Origin of the sequence: Staphylococcus sp. EG-SA-15 (assembly GCF_017151895.1) — a bacterium.
Lineage (GTDB): Bacteria > Bacillota > Bacilli > Staphylococcales > Staphylococcaceae > Staphylococcus > Staphylococcus aureus.
Map to the genome: position 1 here is coordinate 177,605 of NZ_JACVZN010000002.1, position 17,445 is coordinate 195,049.

At 35.4% G+C, this 17,445-nt stretch carries 13 protein-coding genes; 10 read left to right on the forward strand and 3 right to left on the reverse strand.

Annotated elements, in window-relative coordinates; all coding sequences use genetic code 11:
* Positions 1–355: 355 nt before the first annotated feature.
* Positions 356–1,885, forward strand: a complete 1,530-nt coding sequence (locus IDG64_RS02895) for a PTS transporter subunit EIIC (RefSeq protein ID WP_000838204.1) — start codon at positions 356–358, stop codon at positions 1,883–1,885.
* Positions 1,886–2,205: 320 nt separating this feature from the next.
* Here the strand turns inward: IDG64_RS02895 and IDG64_RS02900 are convergent, their stop codons facing one another.
* The gene (locus IDG64_RS02900; protein ID WP_001031883.1) at positions 2,206–3,159 is read right to left on the reverse strand and encodes an L-lactate dehydrogenase; all 954 of its coding nucleotides are present in this window, start codon (positions 3,157–3,159) and stop codon (positions 2,206–2,208) included.
* A 310-nt stretch (positions 3,160–3,469) separates the two neighbouring features.
* Positions 3,470–3,577, reverse strand: a complete 108-nt coding sequence (locus tag IDG64_RS02905) for a hypothetical protein (protein ID WP_001789859.1) — start codon at positions 3,575–3,577, stop codon at positions 3,470–3,472.
* Positions 3,578–3,731: 154 nt separating this feature from the next.
* Between IDG64_RS02905 and IDG64_RS02910 the strand changes: the two genes are divergently transcribed.
* The 4 genes from IDG64_RS02910 to nikA all read left to right on the forward strand — a co-directional run bounded on the left by IDG64_RS02910 (position 3,732) and on the right by nikA (position 7,262).
* Positions 3,732–4,877 carry a globin domain-containing protein gene (locus tag IDG64_RS02910; protein WP_000954810.1) on the forward strand — a complete coding sequence of 382 codons (1,146 nt, stop codon included), beginning with the start codon at positions 3,732–3,734 and terminating at the stop codon, positions 4,875–4,877.
* Positions 4,878–4,902: 25 nt separating this feature from the next.
* Complete coding sequence (locus tag IDG64_RS02915) at positions 4,903–5,076, forward strand: hypothetical protein (RefSeq protein ID WP_000773989.1); 174 nt, start codon at positions 4,903–4,905, stop codon at positions 5,074–5,076.
* 156 nt (positions 5,077–5,232) lie between these two features.
* Positions 5,233–5,589, forward strand: coding sequence for a DUF488 domain-containing protein (locus IDG64_RS02920; RefSeq protein WP_000215216.1), 357 nt, complete (start codon positions 5,233–5,235; stop codon positions 5,587–5,589).
* Between the two features lie 197 nt (positions 5,590–5,786).
* Positions 5,787–7,262 carry a nickel ABC transporter substrate-binding protein gene (nikA, locus tag IDG64_RS02925; protein WP_000669653.1) on the forward strand — a complete coding sequence of 492 codons (1,476 nt, stop codon included), beginning with the start codon at positions 5,787–5,789 and terminating at the stop codon, positions 7,260–7,262.
* A 313-nt stretch (positions 7,263–7,575) separates the two neighbouring features.
* Here nikA and IDG64_RS02930 read toward each other — a convergent pair whose 3' ends face one another.
* Positions 7,576–8,718 (reverse strand): PrsW family intramembrane metalloprotease, encoded by a 1,143-nt coding sequence (locus IDG64_RS02930; RefSeq protein WP_001801269.1) that lies wholly within the window; start codon positions 8,716–8,718, stop codon positions 7,576–7,578.
* A gap of 455 nt (positions 8,719–9,173) precedes the next feature.
* Between IDG64_RS02930 and fadX the strand changes: the two genes are divergently transcribed.
* The 5 genes from fadX (at position 9,174) to IDG64_RS02955 (ending at position 17,252) form a co-directional block, all read left to right on the forward strand.
* Positions 9,174–10,736: a fatty acid degradation protein FadX gene (fadX, locus tag IDG64_RS02935; protein ID WP_000810042.1), complete on the forward strand. Its 1,563-nt coding sequence runs from the start codon at positions 9,174–9,176 to the stop codon at positions 10,734–10,736.
* Positions 10,737–10,761: 25 nt separating this feature from the next.
* On the forward strand, positions 10,762–12,267 hold the full coding sequence (fadD, locus tag IDG64_RS02940) for a long-chain-fatty-acid--CoA ligase FadD (RefSeq protein WP_001008403.1): 1,506 nt from the start codon (positions 10,762–10,764) through the stop codon (positions 12,265–12,267).
* A gap of 111 nt (positions 12,268–12,378) precedes the next feature.
* A complete protein-coding gene (gene fadE, locus IDG64_RS02945) occupies positions 12,379–13,590 on the forward strand; it encodes an acyl-CoA dehydrogenase FadE (RefSeq protein ID WP_000142189.1) in 1,212 nt (403 codons plus the stop codon).
* A 186-nt stretch (positions 13,591–13,776) separates the two neighbouring features.
* Positions 13,777–16,038, forward strand: a complete 2,262-nt coding sequence (gene fadB / locus IDG64_RS02950) for a 3-hydroxyacyl-CoA dehydrogenase/crotonase FadB (RefSeq protein WP_000154516.1) — start codon at positions 13,777–13,779, stop codon at positions 16,036–16,038.
* A gap of 29 nt (positions 16,039–16,067) precedes the next feature.
* On the forward strand, positions 16,068–17,252 hold the full coding sequence (locus IDG64_RS02955) for a thiolase family protein (protein WP_001154619.1): 1,185 nt from the start codon (positions 16,068–16,070) through the stop codon (positions 17,250–17,252).
* Positions 17,253–17,445 lie beyond the last annotated feature (193 nt).

A 17,445-nucleotide genomic window follows, 5' to 3' on the forward strand; every position in this document is an offset into this window, starting at 1 on the left:
ATCCACCTTTCTTAAGTTGTTATCGATAGCTTATGTATATTTATTTATGTGGTGAATCATGTTTATTTTGAAAAATAGTTTTAACTTTCTCATATTTTTGGATACAAACACTATTTATCTATTTTATGGCTTATAAATTTATCCGATATGCCTTATCAACCTACCTCGCTAAAAATAGGATGTCTACATATCTATACCGACTTTTGTCAACTCATTTTCACAACAATATAAACAGCAATTTATATGATTGTTACATGATTCAAACAATTTTTATGAAAAATATTTTCATACACAGAATATATATTGATATTAAATTTCTCAAAAGCTATATTGAGAATAATTAGGAGGGATGTTGATGAAATCTTTATTTGAAAAAGCACAGCAGTTCGGCAAGTCCTTTATGTTACCTATCGCAATCTTACCAGCTGCAGGTCTATTGTTGGGTATCGGTGGTGCATTAAGTAATCCAAACACCGTTAAAGCATACCCTATTTTAGATATTACCTTATTACAAAATATTTTTACATTAATGTCAGCTGCAGGTAGTATTGTTTTCCAAAATTTACCGGTCATCTTTGCCATTGGTGTCGCAATCGGATTATCTAGAAGCGATAAAGGTACTGCAGGTTTAGCTGCACTGCTCGGTTTCTTAATTATGAACGCAACTATGAATGGCTTATTAACTATCACGGGCACATTGGCAAAAGATCAGCTTGCACAAAATGGACAAGGCATGGTGCTCGGTATACAAACGGTTGAAACCGGTGTTTTTGGCGGGATTATCACAGGTATTATGACTGCAATACTTCACAACAAATATCACAAAGTGGTATTACCACCGTATTTAGGTTTCTTTGGTGGCTCTAGATTTGTCCCTATTGTCACAGCATTTGCCGCAATCTTTTTAGGTGTATTGATGTTTTTCATTTGGCCAAGCATACAAGCCGGCATTTACCATGTTGGTGGATTTGTAACGAAAACAGGTGCCATCGGTACTTTTGTTTATGGCTTCATCTTAAGATTGTTAGGTCCACTCGGTTTACACCATATTTTTTACTTACCGTTTTGGCAGACGGCACTTGGTGGTACTTTAGAAGTCAAAGGGCACTTAGTTCAAGGTACGCAGAACATCTTCTTTGCTCAACTTGGTGATCCAGATGTGACGAAGTATTATTCAGGTGTGTCACGCTTTATGTCAGGCCGTTTTATTACGATGATGTTCGGCTTATGTGGTGCCGCACTTGCAATTTATCACACAGCTAAACCTGAACATAAAAAAGTTGTCGGCGGTTTAATGTTATCCGCTGCACTCACTTCATTTTTAACAGGTATTACCGAACCTTTAGAGTTTAGTTTCTTGTTTGTCGCACCTATTCTTTATGTAATCCATGCCTTCTTTGATGGATTAGCATTTATGATGGCAGACATTTTCAACATTACAATTGGTCAAACCTTCAGTGGAGGCTTTATCGATTTCTTACTTTTTGGTGTGCTACAAGGTAATAGTAAAACAAACTACCTATACGTCATACCTATTGGAATTGTGTGGTTCTGTTTGTATTACATCGTTTTCAGATTCTTAATTACGAAATTTAATTTCAAAACACCTGGTCGAGAAGATAAAGCTGCAGCACAACAAGTTGAGGCTACTGAAAGAGCACAAACAATTGTTGCTGGTTTGGGAGGCAAAGATAACATTGAAATCGTTGACTGTTGTGCAACGAGACTACGCGTCACACTTCATCAAAATGACAAAGTCGATAAAGTATTACTCGAAAGTACTGGTGCCAAAGGTGTAATCCAGCAAGGCACTGGTGTGCAAGTAATTTATGGGCCTCACGTTACAGTTATCAAAAATGAAATTGAAGAATTGCTCGGGGATTAAGACTAACCGAAATATCAACAGAACTAATGGCAACGATGTACGAAGTAAGAAGTGACATCGTTGCTTTTATTTTTAATGTTACATTTGAAGCATTAAGTTCATCATGCACTGTAGTGAGCCCGCAAATCGCCTCTGCTAGACAATCATCTTAATGCTATGATTAAAGCTTAAGTGCCAGATTTGAATTTAATTTCAACAACGACTTTCACTACATTAAAAATAGGGCTACTCGACACATATAGTTGTATCAAATAGCCCTTTATACAATTTTTTGGGGTAAGGTTTTACAATTTTTGGAATGGTATAGATTTTATAAAAAGTTATTTAAGTTCTTCTGCTTCAGCCATAATATCTTTTAATGTTTTAGCTGAATGTGAGAACTTGCTTTGTTCCTCGTCGTTTAATGGGATTTCTACGACGTTGCGAATACCGTTTCTATTGATGACTGCTGGAACACCAATATAAACATCTTCTTCCTCATATTCGCCTTCTAATAATGCTGATACAGTCAATACGGCATCTTCATTTCTGAAAATCGCTTCAGTAATTCTAGCTAATCCCATTGCAACACCATAATAAGTGGCACCTTTAGCTTGAATAATGTCATATGCTGCATCACGTGTTTGAACAAAAATTTGTTCAATTTGCGCTTTGCCCTCAGGACGTTGTTCAAGTAATGTCTTCAAAGGTTGACCCGCAATATTAGCGTGTGACCATACTGGTAATTCAGTGTCACCATGTTCACCAATAATTTGAGCATCGACGCTACGTGGCGCAACATCGAACGCTTCGCTTAACAATAATCTAAAGCGTGCAGAGTCTAAAATTGTACCAGAACCTATAACGCGTTCTTTAGGTAAACCAGAGAATTTCCATGTTGCATACGCTAAAATATCAACAGGATTTGTAGCTACCAAGAAAATACCATCAAATTTTGATGCCATTACTTCACCAACAATTGATTTGAATATTTTCAAGTTTTTAGATACTAAATCTAAACGTGTTTCTCCAGGTTTTTGTGCAGCACCAGCACAGATGACAACTAGATCCGCATCATGACAATCACTGTATTCGCCAGCTTTCACACGAACTGTTGTTGGAGAATATGGTGTGGCATGTTTTAAATCCATAACATCTCCTCGAACTTTTTCAGTGTCTAAATCAATGATGACTAATTCATCAACAATGCTTTGGTTCACTAATGAAAATGCGTAGCTTGAACCTACTGCACCATTACCTATTAATACAACTTTGTTCCCTTTAAATTTGTTCATTACAAAAACTCCCTTATGATTAATTCACTAACATACATGTAGCTTCAAATATGTTAGTTTAATGCTGCTTATTGACGATACAAAAGCAAATAAACATCTCTTTTATTTTCAACGCATAACTTAAAAGGTCATGTGTCATCCGCTTTTAAGTTTGTGATTTATTTCACATATAAAATGTAACATGCATTAAGTACTGGGTCAATATTAAATTGTGATTTATTTCACATTTTATTTTAATTTTTACACCTTTTTAATTTGTATACGATTACATCTTAGATGTCTTTAGTCTTCGTACTTCGCCAGTGATTATTTACACTTTCACATTTTTATTATCATGTTTACTTTTTTCTAGGAAAACAACAATGTTTTTTGAATTAGTCAAATAAATGCGCTCAATCGTCGGTGTGCAAACAGACAATTGTACACAATGCTTATTGATAAGTATTTAAAAAATTAAAAATGTCATACAATTATCAAATTTGCCATTTTATTTATATTTTCTCAAACCAATTAATTGAATATCGAAATTTTTAGTAGAATAATCAAAATATACAGATTAAAGGAGGAGTATCATGCTTACAGAACAAGAGAAAGACATTATCAAACAAACGGTGCCTTTACTTAAAGAGAAAGGGACAGAAATTACGTCAATCTTTTATCCAAAAATGTTTAAAGCGCATCCTGAACTTTTAAACATGTTTAATCAAACGAACCAAAAACGAGGCATGCAATCTTCAGCATTAGCACAAGCTGTAATGGCCGCAGCGGTTAATATCGATAACTTAAGTGTTATTAAACCAGTCATTATGCCAGTCGCATATAAACACTGCGCACTACAAGTTTATGCTGAACATTATCCAATTGTGGGGAAAAATTTATTAAAAGCCATTCAAGACGTGACAGGATTAGAAGAAAATGACCCTGTCATTCAAGCTTGGGCAAAAGCATATGGCGTTATTGCGGATGTGTTCATCCAAATTGAAAAAGAAATTTATGATCAAATGATGTGGATTGGTTTTAAACCATTCAAAATTACCAATATTAAACAAGAATCTGAAGACATTAAATCATTTACAGTTGAAACTGAAGAATATGACTTTAGTGAATTTACACCAGGCCAATACATCACAGTTGATGTTTCTAGTGATAAACTTCCATATAGAGCTAAACGTCACTATTCTATCGTATCAGGTGAAAAAAACCATTTAACTTTTGGCGTTAAACGTGATGTCACAACAGAACATGAAGGCGAAGTTTCAACAATTTTACACGATGAGATTAAAGAAGGCGATATGATTAATTTAGCTGCGCCTGTAGGTGGATTCGTATTAGAGAATACGACTGAACCACAACTTTTCTTAGGTTCAGGTATTGGTGTTACACCTTTAGTAGCTATGTATGAAGCTGCCTCTGCCAAAGGTTTAGATACACAGATGGTTCAAGTTGCTGAAAATGAACAACATTTACCTTTCAAAGACAACTTCAACAGTATCGCAAGCCATCATGACAACGCTAAATTATATACACACTTAAAAGATAAACAAGGCTATATTGGTGCTGAAGAATTACAAGTATTTTTAGCAAATAAACCTGAAATTTATATCTGTGGTGGTACAAAATTCTTACAATCTATGATCGAAGCACTTAAATCTTTAAATTACGATATGGATCGCGTACACTACGAAACATTTATTCCAAGACTAAGCGTTGCAGTATAACTGAGAAAAGAGGTTTAGTGCTCATATGAAACTTAATCAACGTTACGTAAAAGTATTTGCATTATATTTCGTAAGTATTGTTACTGCAAATATTATTGTTAAAAATAATAATTTAATTAAAACATTGATACAAACCATAGCCGGGTACACGGTCTTTGCAGTTGGTTTGAAGTATTTAACTAAACGTAAAAATAAATGACATCTATACCAAAACAGCTATGACTTTACTTTGTCATGGCTGTTTTTTAATTGGGAGTAGGACAGAGATGATATTTTCGCAAAATTTATTTGGTCGTCCCACCACAACATGCATTGATGTATGCTCACTGAATTTCATAAGAAAGGAGTTCACAAGATGACCGTAGATATTGGACGGATTTATGACAATAAAGATAATACCGACGCTATTCGTATCCTAGTCGATAGAGTCTGGCCGAGAGGTATTTCGAAAAGAACTGCTAACCTAGATTATTGGTTAAAAGACATTGCCCCTTCTACTGAGTTGCGACAATGGTTCCAACATGATCCTAAACTTTTTGGAGCTTTTAAAGAAAAATATGAAAAAGAATTACGTGATCAGGATGCGCAAAAAGATGCTTTTGAAAAATTAAAGGATATTGTAAATCAGCATAATCATGTTCTATTGTTATATGCAGCAAAAGATACTAAACATAACCAAGCTGTAGTACTACAGCAGTTGCTCAATACTTAGTTATATATGTTTATCGTGAATCACTATAAATGTCGCTAACTTCATTTCTAATATTTATTTTTAAAAAGCATAATTACTACAATTAATTGAACTTTAATAATTACTAAACTTGAACAACATTTTACTTTAACAAAATAAAGTTTTAAAATATTAATTGTTGGGTTTTACATAGTAATTAGAAAGAGAGTGTTAATGAAATGAAGTTTAAAAGACTAGCAACTATATTTTCAGCAGTATTAGTGTTATCAGGATGTGGCTCAATGCATTCATCTGGCAAAGACTTAAATATTTCGTTACCGTTAAAAACAAAGTCTATTGCACCTTATGAAACAGATGTACCAGTTAAGATTGGTGCTGCAGAATCATTATTTAAAACAAATGATCAAGGAAAAATAGAAAAAGCATTAGTGAAATCGTATCATCAACCAAATGATACAACGTTAGATATAGAATTAAAAGATAATATTAAATTTCAAAACGGTCAAAAATTGACTGCAGAAAAAGTGAAATCTAGCCTTGAAAATAGCATGAAAAAAAGCGACTTGGTCAAATATTCATTACCAATATCATCAATTACCGCTAAAGGTCAAAAACTGACAATTAAAACCAACTCCGCTTACCCTGAACTTGTATCTGAATTAGCTAATCCTTTTATGGCAATTTATGATACAGATGCTAAATCAGATGTTAATCAAACTCCTGTTGGTACAGGCCCTTACCAAATAAAAGATTATAAGCAATCTCGAAAAATATCATTGTCGAATTTTAAGGACTATTGGCAAGGTAAACCGAAACTTGATCATATTACTGTGACGTACCAAGAAGACGGCAATAATCGCGTCAGAAATTTAGAATCTCAAAAAGATGATTTAATAACTGATGTCCCAGTTAATAAAGTTCAAGACATAGAAAATAATCAAAATTTAAAAGTGTCAAAAGAATCTGGATTTAGAACTTCTTTACTTATGTATAATCATACTAATAAAAAAATGACTAAATCCGTTCGTGAAGCATTAGATCATATCATTGATAGACAAGGTATTGCAGATCATATTTATCAAGGTTATGCGAAACCTGCAACGAGTCCATTTAATGATAAAATTCCATATATTAAAGAACCTAAGTTAACCAAACAAAATATCGAACAAGCAAAAATGTTATTAGCTAAAGATGGTTATACAAAAGAACACCCTTTAAAAATTAAGTTAATTACGTATGACGGTCGTCCAGAGCTATCGAAAATTGCGCAAGTATTACAATCAGATGCTAAAAAAGCAAATATTGAAATCGACATTAAAAGTGTTGATGACATAGAAGGTTACTTAAAAGACCGTTCTGCATGGGATGCAACGATGTATAGTTTCGGAACAATTCCTCGTGGAGATACAGGTTATTTCTTTAATCAAGCATATAAAAAAGATGGTGCTATTAATAAAGGAGACTACAATAATAGCAACGTCGATGATTTAATTAATCAATTGAATCATACTGTAGATGTTAAGGAACGTCACAATATTTCTAATGATATTATTAAATTATCAAGTCGAGATGTACCAAACAGTTATATTGCTTACAACGATCAAATAGTCGCTGCTAACTCTAAGGTTAAAAATTATAAAGTAACACCTGAAGGTATCTATTTAATCGATTATCGAACAACGATTGAACGATAAGGGAGTGTGGGACATTGATTTATGTCTCAGCCCTGCTTCAACTATAAAAACCACGCCGAAGTCATCCAATATGATTATGGCGTGGTTTAATTTGCTTATATGATTGTATTAATTTCTGTTTGATGAATTTCAATAAAATGATTATTACATACTTTCAGTGAATCATGTTCATTTTATATAAATCTAATTGTCACTATTTGTTTAACGTGAAACACTTTTTTAACTCCGAAAAGTATTCCTATTCCACTCTTTTAAAGACAAATTATAAAAATAGCTTATGTCACAAACATATGAGCAACATAAGCTTTAATTATTATTCGTCTACTTTTTTCTGTTGTTCTTTAAATTCTTTCTGCAGTAAATTCACTTGTTTTAAACCTGCCCCCATTAAAATGAATACAAGTATCCACACAATAACGATTAAAATAAATATTTTCAACGTATCACTGCCAAGAATCGTTAATGATGTATCCCAAATGCCATGTAAACCAACGGCTGATAAAAAGAATATTAAAAAGCGTTTATCAAAAATATCTTTGAATTCAAAGCCATGCTGTTCTTTCGCAATAACTATTGCAGCACCAACAATCGCTGACCAAACTAAATGACCACCAATCGCAGTCCACGCACGTGTGAAGACAATATCTAATAATGGGACATTTTCTCCTAAAGCGAAATTCAAAATATAACCTGCTGATTCAAAAACTGCGAACCCTGCACCAATAGCAGCACCGATTAATAATCCATTCAAAATCTTATTAGTTTTCAATTTATTGACGAAATAAACAATAATGAGTGCTTTTCCAGTTTCTTCAACTAATCCTACTAAAAATGCATCGAAAAATGTTAAAGAACCAAACCTTTCGAATTGATCACTAAAAACGACAAATCTATATAATACCATCGTACTTAGTAATGAAAATACGCCGCCAATAAAGAACATGATAATAACTTCAAAAATGCTAATATTTTTAAACGCATTTGATTCATAAAAGAAGAACAAACCCGATAATGGTACTGTTAAAGCCCCTATAAAAATGAGCCCCGGAATCGCGTTAGTGTTATTAAAAATTGCTGCCATGACCCATAATCCAATAAATGTTACTGTGAAAGCGATGAATACTCGAGAAAAGAGCCATGGCTTCCCCCATTCTTCTGATATGTCACAAATTGCTGGCGTAGTTTTAGCAGTACCCGCTATAAATATTTCATCTGCTTCGTTTTTAGTATGCGGCTTAAATACTTCAGAAAACATATCTTTTAAATTAAGATTTAAGCTTTCATCATTGCCCGCTAGTCTACCGATTGATTTGGTTGCATTATCAAATAAACTTCTTGCTTCGTTTTTTAAATCTGTATTTTGCGCTGTTTCATGCGCTTTGGCTTCCATTTGTTTATCGATAGATTCATTATGTATGTCGGACGTCTTAGTTGATTGTGTACTTGCTGATGACATCCCCTCTTCACCTGTATTAGGTGCAACTGATTGCGTTTGTGTTGTCTCTTCTTTTTCTGTATTTCTTCGATGATTAAGACCTTCCATAGACTTACCTACTTTCACTTTTCATAATAAAACTATTTTAATTTAATATTGATGGATTTTCCATATTTTAATATAAATACTTTGTTCGATTGGGCACTTTGTATTTCATATTTAAAAATCAAAACCTATTTAACTTTTTATATTCCGAACAATATTTTTATATAAGTATTTTAATGATATTCAATTCATTACAAACCCTTGATATTACAATTGTTATCGACCATCAAAATGTGTCTATACTGTGTCTATTATCAGAATAAAAAGATATTTCTAATTGATTTTAAACGTCGTTATGTTATATTTCTTGTAAGGGTTTACACAAAGTGTAAAAACGCTATATTTTATCAAATGTGATGGAGGTGACTTGCTTGAAACAAATCACATGGCACGACTTACAACATATCATTAAAGATGGTGATGTGATTGGTTTACCAGCATTAGCTGTAGCCAACTTACCCGCCGAAGTTCTACGTGCTGTGTTAGCGCAACATGACACATATCATACGCCCAATGATTTAACGTTTATATTAGCGAATGATATCCATAGTTTAGGTGCCGCACCGGATTTAGATGATTTTATAGAACGTCGCATGATTAAACGTGTCATTATGAGTATTTTAACGGCTTCTTCCAAAACGGCACAAGCAATGAAAAATAATGACATTGAAGCTTATTTTTTACCACAAGGTATCATTGCAACTCATTATCGTCAGAGTAATCAATTATTACCTGGAGTTATTACTAAAATCGGATTAAACACAGCTGTTGATCCTAGATACGGTGGCGGTAAAGTAAATACACGAACAACGGATGATTTAGTTTCATTAGTAACCATCAACGATGAAACATACTTACATTACACATTCCCTAGCGTTGATGTGGCACTACTGAGAGGAACATACGCAGATCAACAAGGTAACATTTATTTAACTCAAGAAGCGTACTTGAGCGAGTGTTATCATGTCGCATTAAACACGAAAGCCAATCATGGGAAAGTTATTGTACAAGTTAAAGCTTTAGTTGACGACTATCAACTAAAACCGAATGAAGTTGTTATCCCAGGAAATCTTGTCGATTATGTATACGTCACAGAAGATGAAAAGAATCACCGCCAAGTAATTCAGAGTCATTATTTACCAGCCTTGTCTGGAGAAGAACGAATTGATGGAATACCTGAACCCGCATTACCTTTTAATAGTCGCAAATTGATTCTCCGACGTGCTGCTCAGTTTTTAACTTATGGCGATACAATTAGCATCGGTTATGGCATCAATAATGAACTCTCTAATTTATTGCACGAAGAATGTGTTGAACATGATGTGCAACCGATTCTAGATGTTGGCATTTTCGGTGGATTCGTTGGGAGTCGTGAACATTTTGGTATGAATTACAATGCAGATGTGCGCATGCCTCATGATCGAGCATGGGATTTTATTTATAACAATGGTGTATCAGTTGCCTATCTTAGCTTTGCTGAGGTTGATCAATACGGCAATGTCAACGTGTCTTACTTCAATGACCGACTAAATGGATGTGGTGGCTTTATAGACATTACGCAATCTGTAAATAAAATTATCTTTTCAGGTACTTTTGTAGCTGGCAGTCATGTCTCATGCCATAATCAACGATTAAACATTGAAACTGAAGGACAAAACCAGAAATTTGTATCAGATGTGAGCCATATCGACTTTAATGCACAATATTCACAATCACTCGAGCAAGAAGTCTATTTTGTTACTGATCGTGCAGTATTCGAACTCACCAATCAAGGCTTGAAACTAATTGAAATTGCACCAGGTCTTGATTTGCATAAAGATATTTTGAATCAAATGGCTTTTAAACCAATTATTGCTGATCATTTAAAATTAATTGATACCAGCATTTACAAAGAAAAATGGGGACAACTTAAACAATCAATTCATAAAGTATGAAAGTGAAGCTAAAGGGGGTATACTAATGAATTTCGATTGGATAAAAACGCGTTCAGACTTCGATGATGACAAGCCTGCCGTTATTGATCACGCAAAACAAACATCTTGGACATACCAACAACTCAATGCACGTGCTGATAATATGGCACATTATTTAACATCTCAAGGTGTTAAAAAAGGCGATGTTATCGGTATTTTTGCGCCAAATGATATTGCAATATTAGATTTATTATTTGCTTGTTTTAAAACAGGTGCGGTTTTTTTACCATTGAATTGGCGGCTTAACCCAAAAGAAATTGCAGCCATTGTGGAAGATGCACAATTAAAACTGCTCTTCTATGCTGAAAAACATTTAAGTTCACTCACCGATATTGACCAAAACTTATTGCATATGGATATTGATGTAGCGCAATATGATGAAATCGTAAATCCAGATTATCACCAACCTTTTCAAGCAACACCTGTTGAACCACAAGATCTTGCAGCATTAATTTATACAAGTGGTACAACCGGATCACCTAAAGGTGTGATGTTCTCATATGAATCATTTGTTCATAACGGCGCAAACTTAGAGCTGACGTATAAGTTCAATTCAAACTATATTACGATTGTATCAACACCAATGTTCCATGTTTTAGGGTTTAACGATACTGTATTACCAGTATTAATGTCAGGTGGCACACTTATTCTTCAACGTTACTTTAACGGCGAAGAATTGAATGACATGATTGCACAATATCACCCTACATTTATTATCATGATTCCGACAATGTATTATAGTACGCTACGTGCTAGTAATTTTAATCCTAAAAATTTTAAAGCTATGGATTATATCATCCAAGGTGGTTCACAACCATTACCAAGTATCCAAGCAGCTTTTAAACAATATGGCATAAACATTATTAACGGCTATGGTTTAACTGAAGCACCTCTTGTACTTGTTAATACACCGGAAAATTCAAAACGTAAGCCAATGAGTATTGGTAAAGCAGTCATGTTCGTTGATGCACGTATCCTTGATGATAACGGTGAGGAAGTACCTACTGGTGAGATTGGCGAACTTGCAATTAAGGCTAAAAATGTCACGCCAGGATATTGGAATAAACCAGCAGAGACTGCCAAAGCATTTCATGGTCGTTATTTATTAACTGGTGACTTAGCGAAGATGGACGACGATGGCGATATATTTATTATTGACCGCAAAAAAGAATTAATCATAACTGGTGGCGAAAATGTCTTACCATCCGAAGTCGAAAATGCTTTAGCTGAGCATCCACTAGTAGACCGGTGTGTGGTCGTTGGCTATGATCATCCAAAATATGGTGAATCAATTGCTGCAGCCATTATACTTCGCGAAGATGAACCTCATTACGCTGAAATTTTAGATCAACATATGCGAAGTCGTTTAGCAGGTTATAAAGTCCCAAGAATGTATGTACCAGTGACACATATGCCGTTAAACAGTACGCAGAAACCAGATAAACTTGCGATTCGACAAATGATGAATGACAAAGTCTCACAAACACTTTAAAGGTGATAAAAATTTTTGACATTTAGTGTAAGCGTTTACAAATAAAGCGTGTTGTTTTTGAATTAAATGCATTTCACATTAGTATTCATATTATTTTTAGGAGGAATTTATATGACATTTGAAAAAGAAACGGTCTTAAAAACATTATTTCCTGAAGATGTACTTAGTATTGCTAAAGGTTTAACAGACGGTGAAGTCGAATTTTTACAACAAGTAGATTCATTGCTAGAAAGTAAGTACCGTGAAAATATTAATCAACATTGGATAGACGCTACTGTACCCGAGGACTATTTTAAAGATCTTGGAGAATTAAATTATTTTAACAATCCATTACTTTACAAGGATCGTCCAAACGCCAAAATGCCTAGTCAACTATTTCAGTTTTTCATGTCTTACCTACTCGCGCGATTTGATATTTCCTTAGCTACCCTACTCGGTGTTCACCAAGGTTTAGGGCATAACACTTTCTATTTCGGAGGTAGCAAAGAACAAATTGCGAAATATGTACCTAAATTACAGTCACATGAACTGCGTACATGCTTTGCTTTAACTGAACCAGAACACGGTTCGGACGTTGCGGGAGGTCTTGAAACAGTCGCTGAACGCCAAGGCGATACTTGGGTTATCAATGGTGAAAAGAAATGGATTGGTGGTGCACATGTATCTGATGTCATTCCAGTATTCGCAGTAAATAAAGAAACTGGCAAACCCCATTGCTTTGTAGTCAGACCAGAACAAGATGGCGTCGATATTGAAGTCATTGATAATAAAATCGCACTTCGCATTGTTCCTAACGCCCTAATTAAATTAACTAATGTCAAAGTAGATGAAGCGGATCGCTTACAAAACATAACAAGCTTTAAAGATATTGCCAAAATTCTTTATTCAACGAGAGCAGGCGTTGCTTATATGGCTACAGGTGGTATGGCTGGCGCTTTACGTGCCACATTAGATTATGTCACTGAGCGTAAGCAATTCGGCAAACCAATTAGTAAATATCAGTTAATACAAGAAAAGCTAGCAATGATGCAAGGTAATTTAGCTCAAGCAATGGCAACATGTGCTCAATTAGCTAATATGCAAGCACATGGTGAATATGACGAGGTTGCAACTTCAACGGCGAAGATGATGAATGCCTTACGTTTGCGTGAGACAGTAGCTATGGGCCGTGGTATTACAGGTGGTAATGGCATACTAGCTGACGATTATGATATTGCACGTTTCTTCTCTGATGCAGAAGCGATTTACACGTACGAAGGTACACATGAAATTAATGCCTTAGTAATTGGACGCGCTTTGACTGGAGATTCTGCTTTCGTATAAATAGCAAAGAATTATATGAGATGCAGTAATATCACTAAAAAAAGACTTATTTTAAGCATAAAGCTTTTTCCTTAAATAAGAGGCTAAGATGACTGTCAAAGATACTCAATCAATTTTATAAAATAGCAACGTTATTCCAATTATCTTAATGGTTATCTTATCCTCAACTAAATTGGAGGAATCACTATGACAATTAATAAAGTAACCGTTCTTGGCGCAGGCACAATGGGCGCTCAACTGGCAGCACTTTTTGTGAATGCTGGACTTAAAGTAAAACTATTAGATATTGTAGTGGACAAAAACGATCCAAATCTCATTGCGAAAAAATCTTACGATAAAATTACAGATAAGAAACGGCCGCTACTATTCGACTTAAATCTAGCGAGTCATTTAACATATGGTAATTTTGATGATGACTTGGTAAATGATGATGCTGATTTATATATCGAAGCAGTCAAAGAAGATATTGAAATTAAGCATGCTGTTTGGCAACAAGTTCTACAACATGCTAAAGAAGATGCTTTATTCGCTACAAATACATCAGGTATTCCAATTAATGCGATTGCTCAAGCATTTAACGAGAAGGATCAAGAACGATTCTTTGGTCTACATTTCTTTAACCCACCACGTATTATGAAATTAGTGGAGTTAATACCTACGTCACACACGAAGGAATCTATTATATTAGATGTAAAAAATTTCGCGCAAAATGTGTTAGGTAAAGGTGTCATTGTCGTCAATGATGTGCCTGGCTTTGTCGCAAATAGAGTCGGCACGCAAACAATGAATGATATTATGTATCGCGCCGAGCAACACAAGATAAGCATTGTAGATGTGGATGCTTTAACTGGGCAAGCGATTGGTCGTCCTAAAACAGGTACATATGCGCTATCTGACCTAGTCGGTTTAGATATTGCAGTGTCTGTAATTAAAGGCATGCAACAAGTACCTGAAGAAACACCTTATTTTCATGATGTCAAAATTGTAAATACGTTGTTTGACAATGGCGCACTCGGACGTAAAACGAAACAAGGATTTTACAAAAAGGATAAAGAAACTAAAGCTCGACTTGTTTACGATGTTGAAAAACAAGATTATGTACCTGTATCGCAACCACAATTACCAATTTTAAATGAATTTAATAAAGACTTAGTGCATAACCTTGATACCATATTCAATGCGCAAGACGAAGCGGGACTATTTTTATGGGAGACATTACGTAATAATTTCTATTACTCTGCTATCAATGTACCTAAAGCTACCGATGATTTCCGAGACATAGACCGTGCGCTTGTCTGGGGGTTCAACTGGAAACTTGGTCCATTCCAATTATGGGATGCAATGGGATACGAACGTGTTAAAACACGTATGGAAGACGAACTTGGAGACTTACCACAATGGATTAGTGATTTAGATGGTGGCTTTTATAAACAAGATGAGACCATTGAATATGCAACACCTATTTCTCACTTCGTAAAAGATGAACTTTGGGATAAAGGTGATGCCAAACTTTCCGTAACTCATGATGATCAACTGTTACTGAAATTACAAAGTAAAAATAATGTCATTACCGATGAATTCAACGATGCGTTAGTTGATGCCATTGATTTACTGGAAAATGAACATTACACAAGTATGGTCATTTATGCAGATGGTAACAATTTCAGTGTGGGTGCTAACCTTTTCTTAATGAAAAAGGCGCATGAAGACGGTCTTGTAGATGATGTCGTTGCACAATCAATTGATAAATTACATTATAGCTTTAATCGTTTGAAGTATAGTTTGAAACCAGTAGTCACAGCTGTTCAAGGTCGTGCCTTAGGCGGTGGCTGTGAGCTTGTACTTTACTCACCTATTGTTGTCGCTGCAAGTGAAACATATATAGGTCTTGTTGAAGCAGGCGTTGGCTTATTACCGAGTGGCGGTGGCCTTGCAGAAATGGCTGATCGCATATTACGCACATCGCATAAGTTTGATGACAAACAAGCTTCCATGACAAAAGTACTGACGAATATCGCATTTGCGAAAGTCTCTACAAATGCCTTTGAGGCACGTCGTTATGGTTATTTACGTGATACAGATACGATTATTTTCAATACAGCACAACGTGTCGAAGTTGCGCTCAAACGTGCGAAATATGAAGCAGAAACAAACTATATTCCGAATCCTAGACATCAATATATCGCTTTAGGTGAAGACTTCAAAGCATTGATCCAAGGACAATTAGATGCGCAAAGACGGGGGCATTTTATTAGCGACCATGATTATCATATCGCCTTAAATATCGCCACAATTTTAGCGGGTGGTGATTTACCAAGAAATACATTTATAAATCAACGTTACATTCAATCGTTGGAGAAAATTGGCTTTATTGACTTACTAAAATCTAAAAAATCATATGAAAGAATTGCACATATGTTAAAAACTGGTAAGCCATTACGTAATTAAAAGATAGTCATTAAGAGAGGATGATAACCATGCAAGAAGCATACATTGTAGCTTATGGGCGTTCAGCCGCAGCGAAAGCAAAGCAAGGCGCATTATTCCACGAAAGACCTGATGATGTCGCAGCCAAAGTATTACAAGGCGTATTGAAACGTATTGACGGAAAATTCAATAAGAATATGATTGAAGATGTCATTGTTGGTACGGCTTTTCCAGAAGGATTACAAGGACAAAACATTGCACGAACGATTGCATTGCGTGCGGGATTATCTGACACGGTACCGGGTCAAACAGTGAATCGCTACTGCTCATCAGGATTACAAACCATCGCGATTGCAGCCAATCAAATTATGGCTGGTCAAGGAGATATACTTGTAGCTGGTGGCGTTGAATTGATGAGTGCCGTACCAATGGGTGGCAACGAGCCCACAAACAATCCAACCTTACAATATGATGATATAGGTGCGTCATATCCTATGGGTTTAACTGCTGAAAATGTAGCATCCCAATTTGACGTATCACGCGAAGATCAAGATGCTTATGCTGTCAGAAGTCATCAACGTGCCTATGACGCACAACGTGATGGTCGGTTCAAAGATGAAATTATTCCAATACGGGTAAACTCAGTTGAATATACAAACGCAGGACCAAAAGTACACACAAATATCTTTGACCAAGATGAATTTATACGCCCTGACACCACGATGGAGGCATTAGCCAAATTACGTACAGTATTTAAAGCTGACGGCACTGTGACTGCGGGAACATCTGCCCCACTTTCTGATGGTGCAGGATTTGTAGTTTTAATGTCTGGAGATAAAGTGAAAGAACTAGGCGTGACACCTATTGCACGATTCGTTGGTTATAAGGCAGTAGGCGTTGACCCGAAAATTATGGGTATTGGGCCTGCATATGCGATTCCTGAAGTATTGTCACTCAGCAATCTATCTGTTGAAGACATTGATTTGATCGAATTGAACGAAGCATTTGCTTCTCAAACGATTGCATCTATTAAAGAAGTAGGTCTAGATATATCACGTACGAATGTGAATGGTGGCGCTATTGCTTTAGGTCATCCATTAGGTGCTACAGGGGCAATGTTAACCGCGCGTTTACTTAATGAAATGGGTAGACGTCCCGATAGCCGTTACGGCATGGTTACGATGTGTATTGGTGTCGGCATGGGTGCAGCTGCTATATTTGAGTATGTGCGTTAGAATGGTTGATTTTGGATGAAGCGGATTCGTTAGGTTATTGAATGAAGTAGGCTGAAGTTGAAGCGGGTTGAAGTTGAAGCGGGTTGAAGCAATTTCGTTTTATTAATGAAGCTATGTGAAACATAGTGATTGAACAAAAAAGTGGTTTAATGGGATGGTGGGTATTTCCGTTTTAGAATTTAACATTTACACG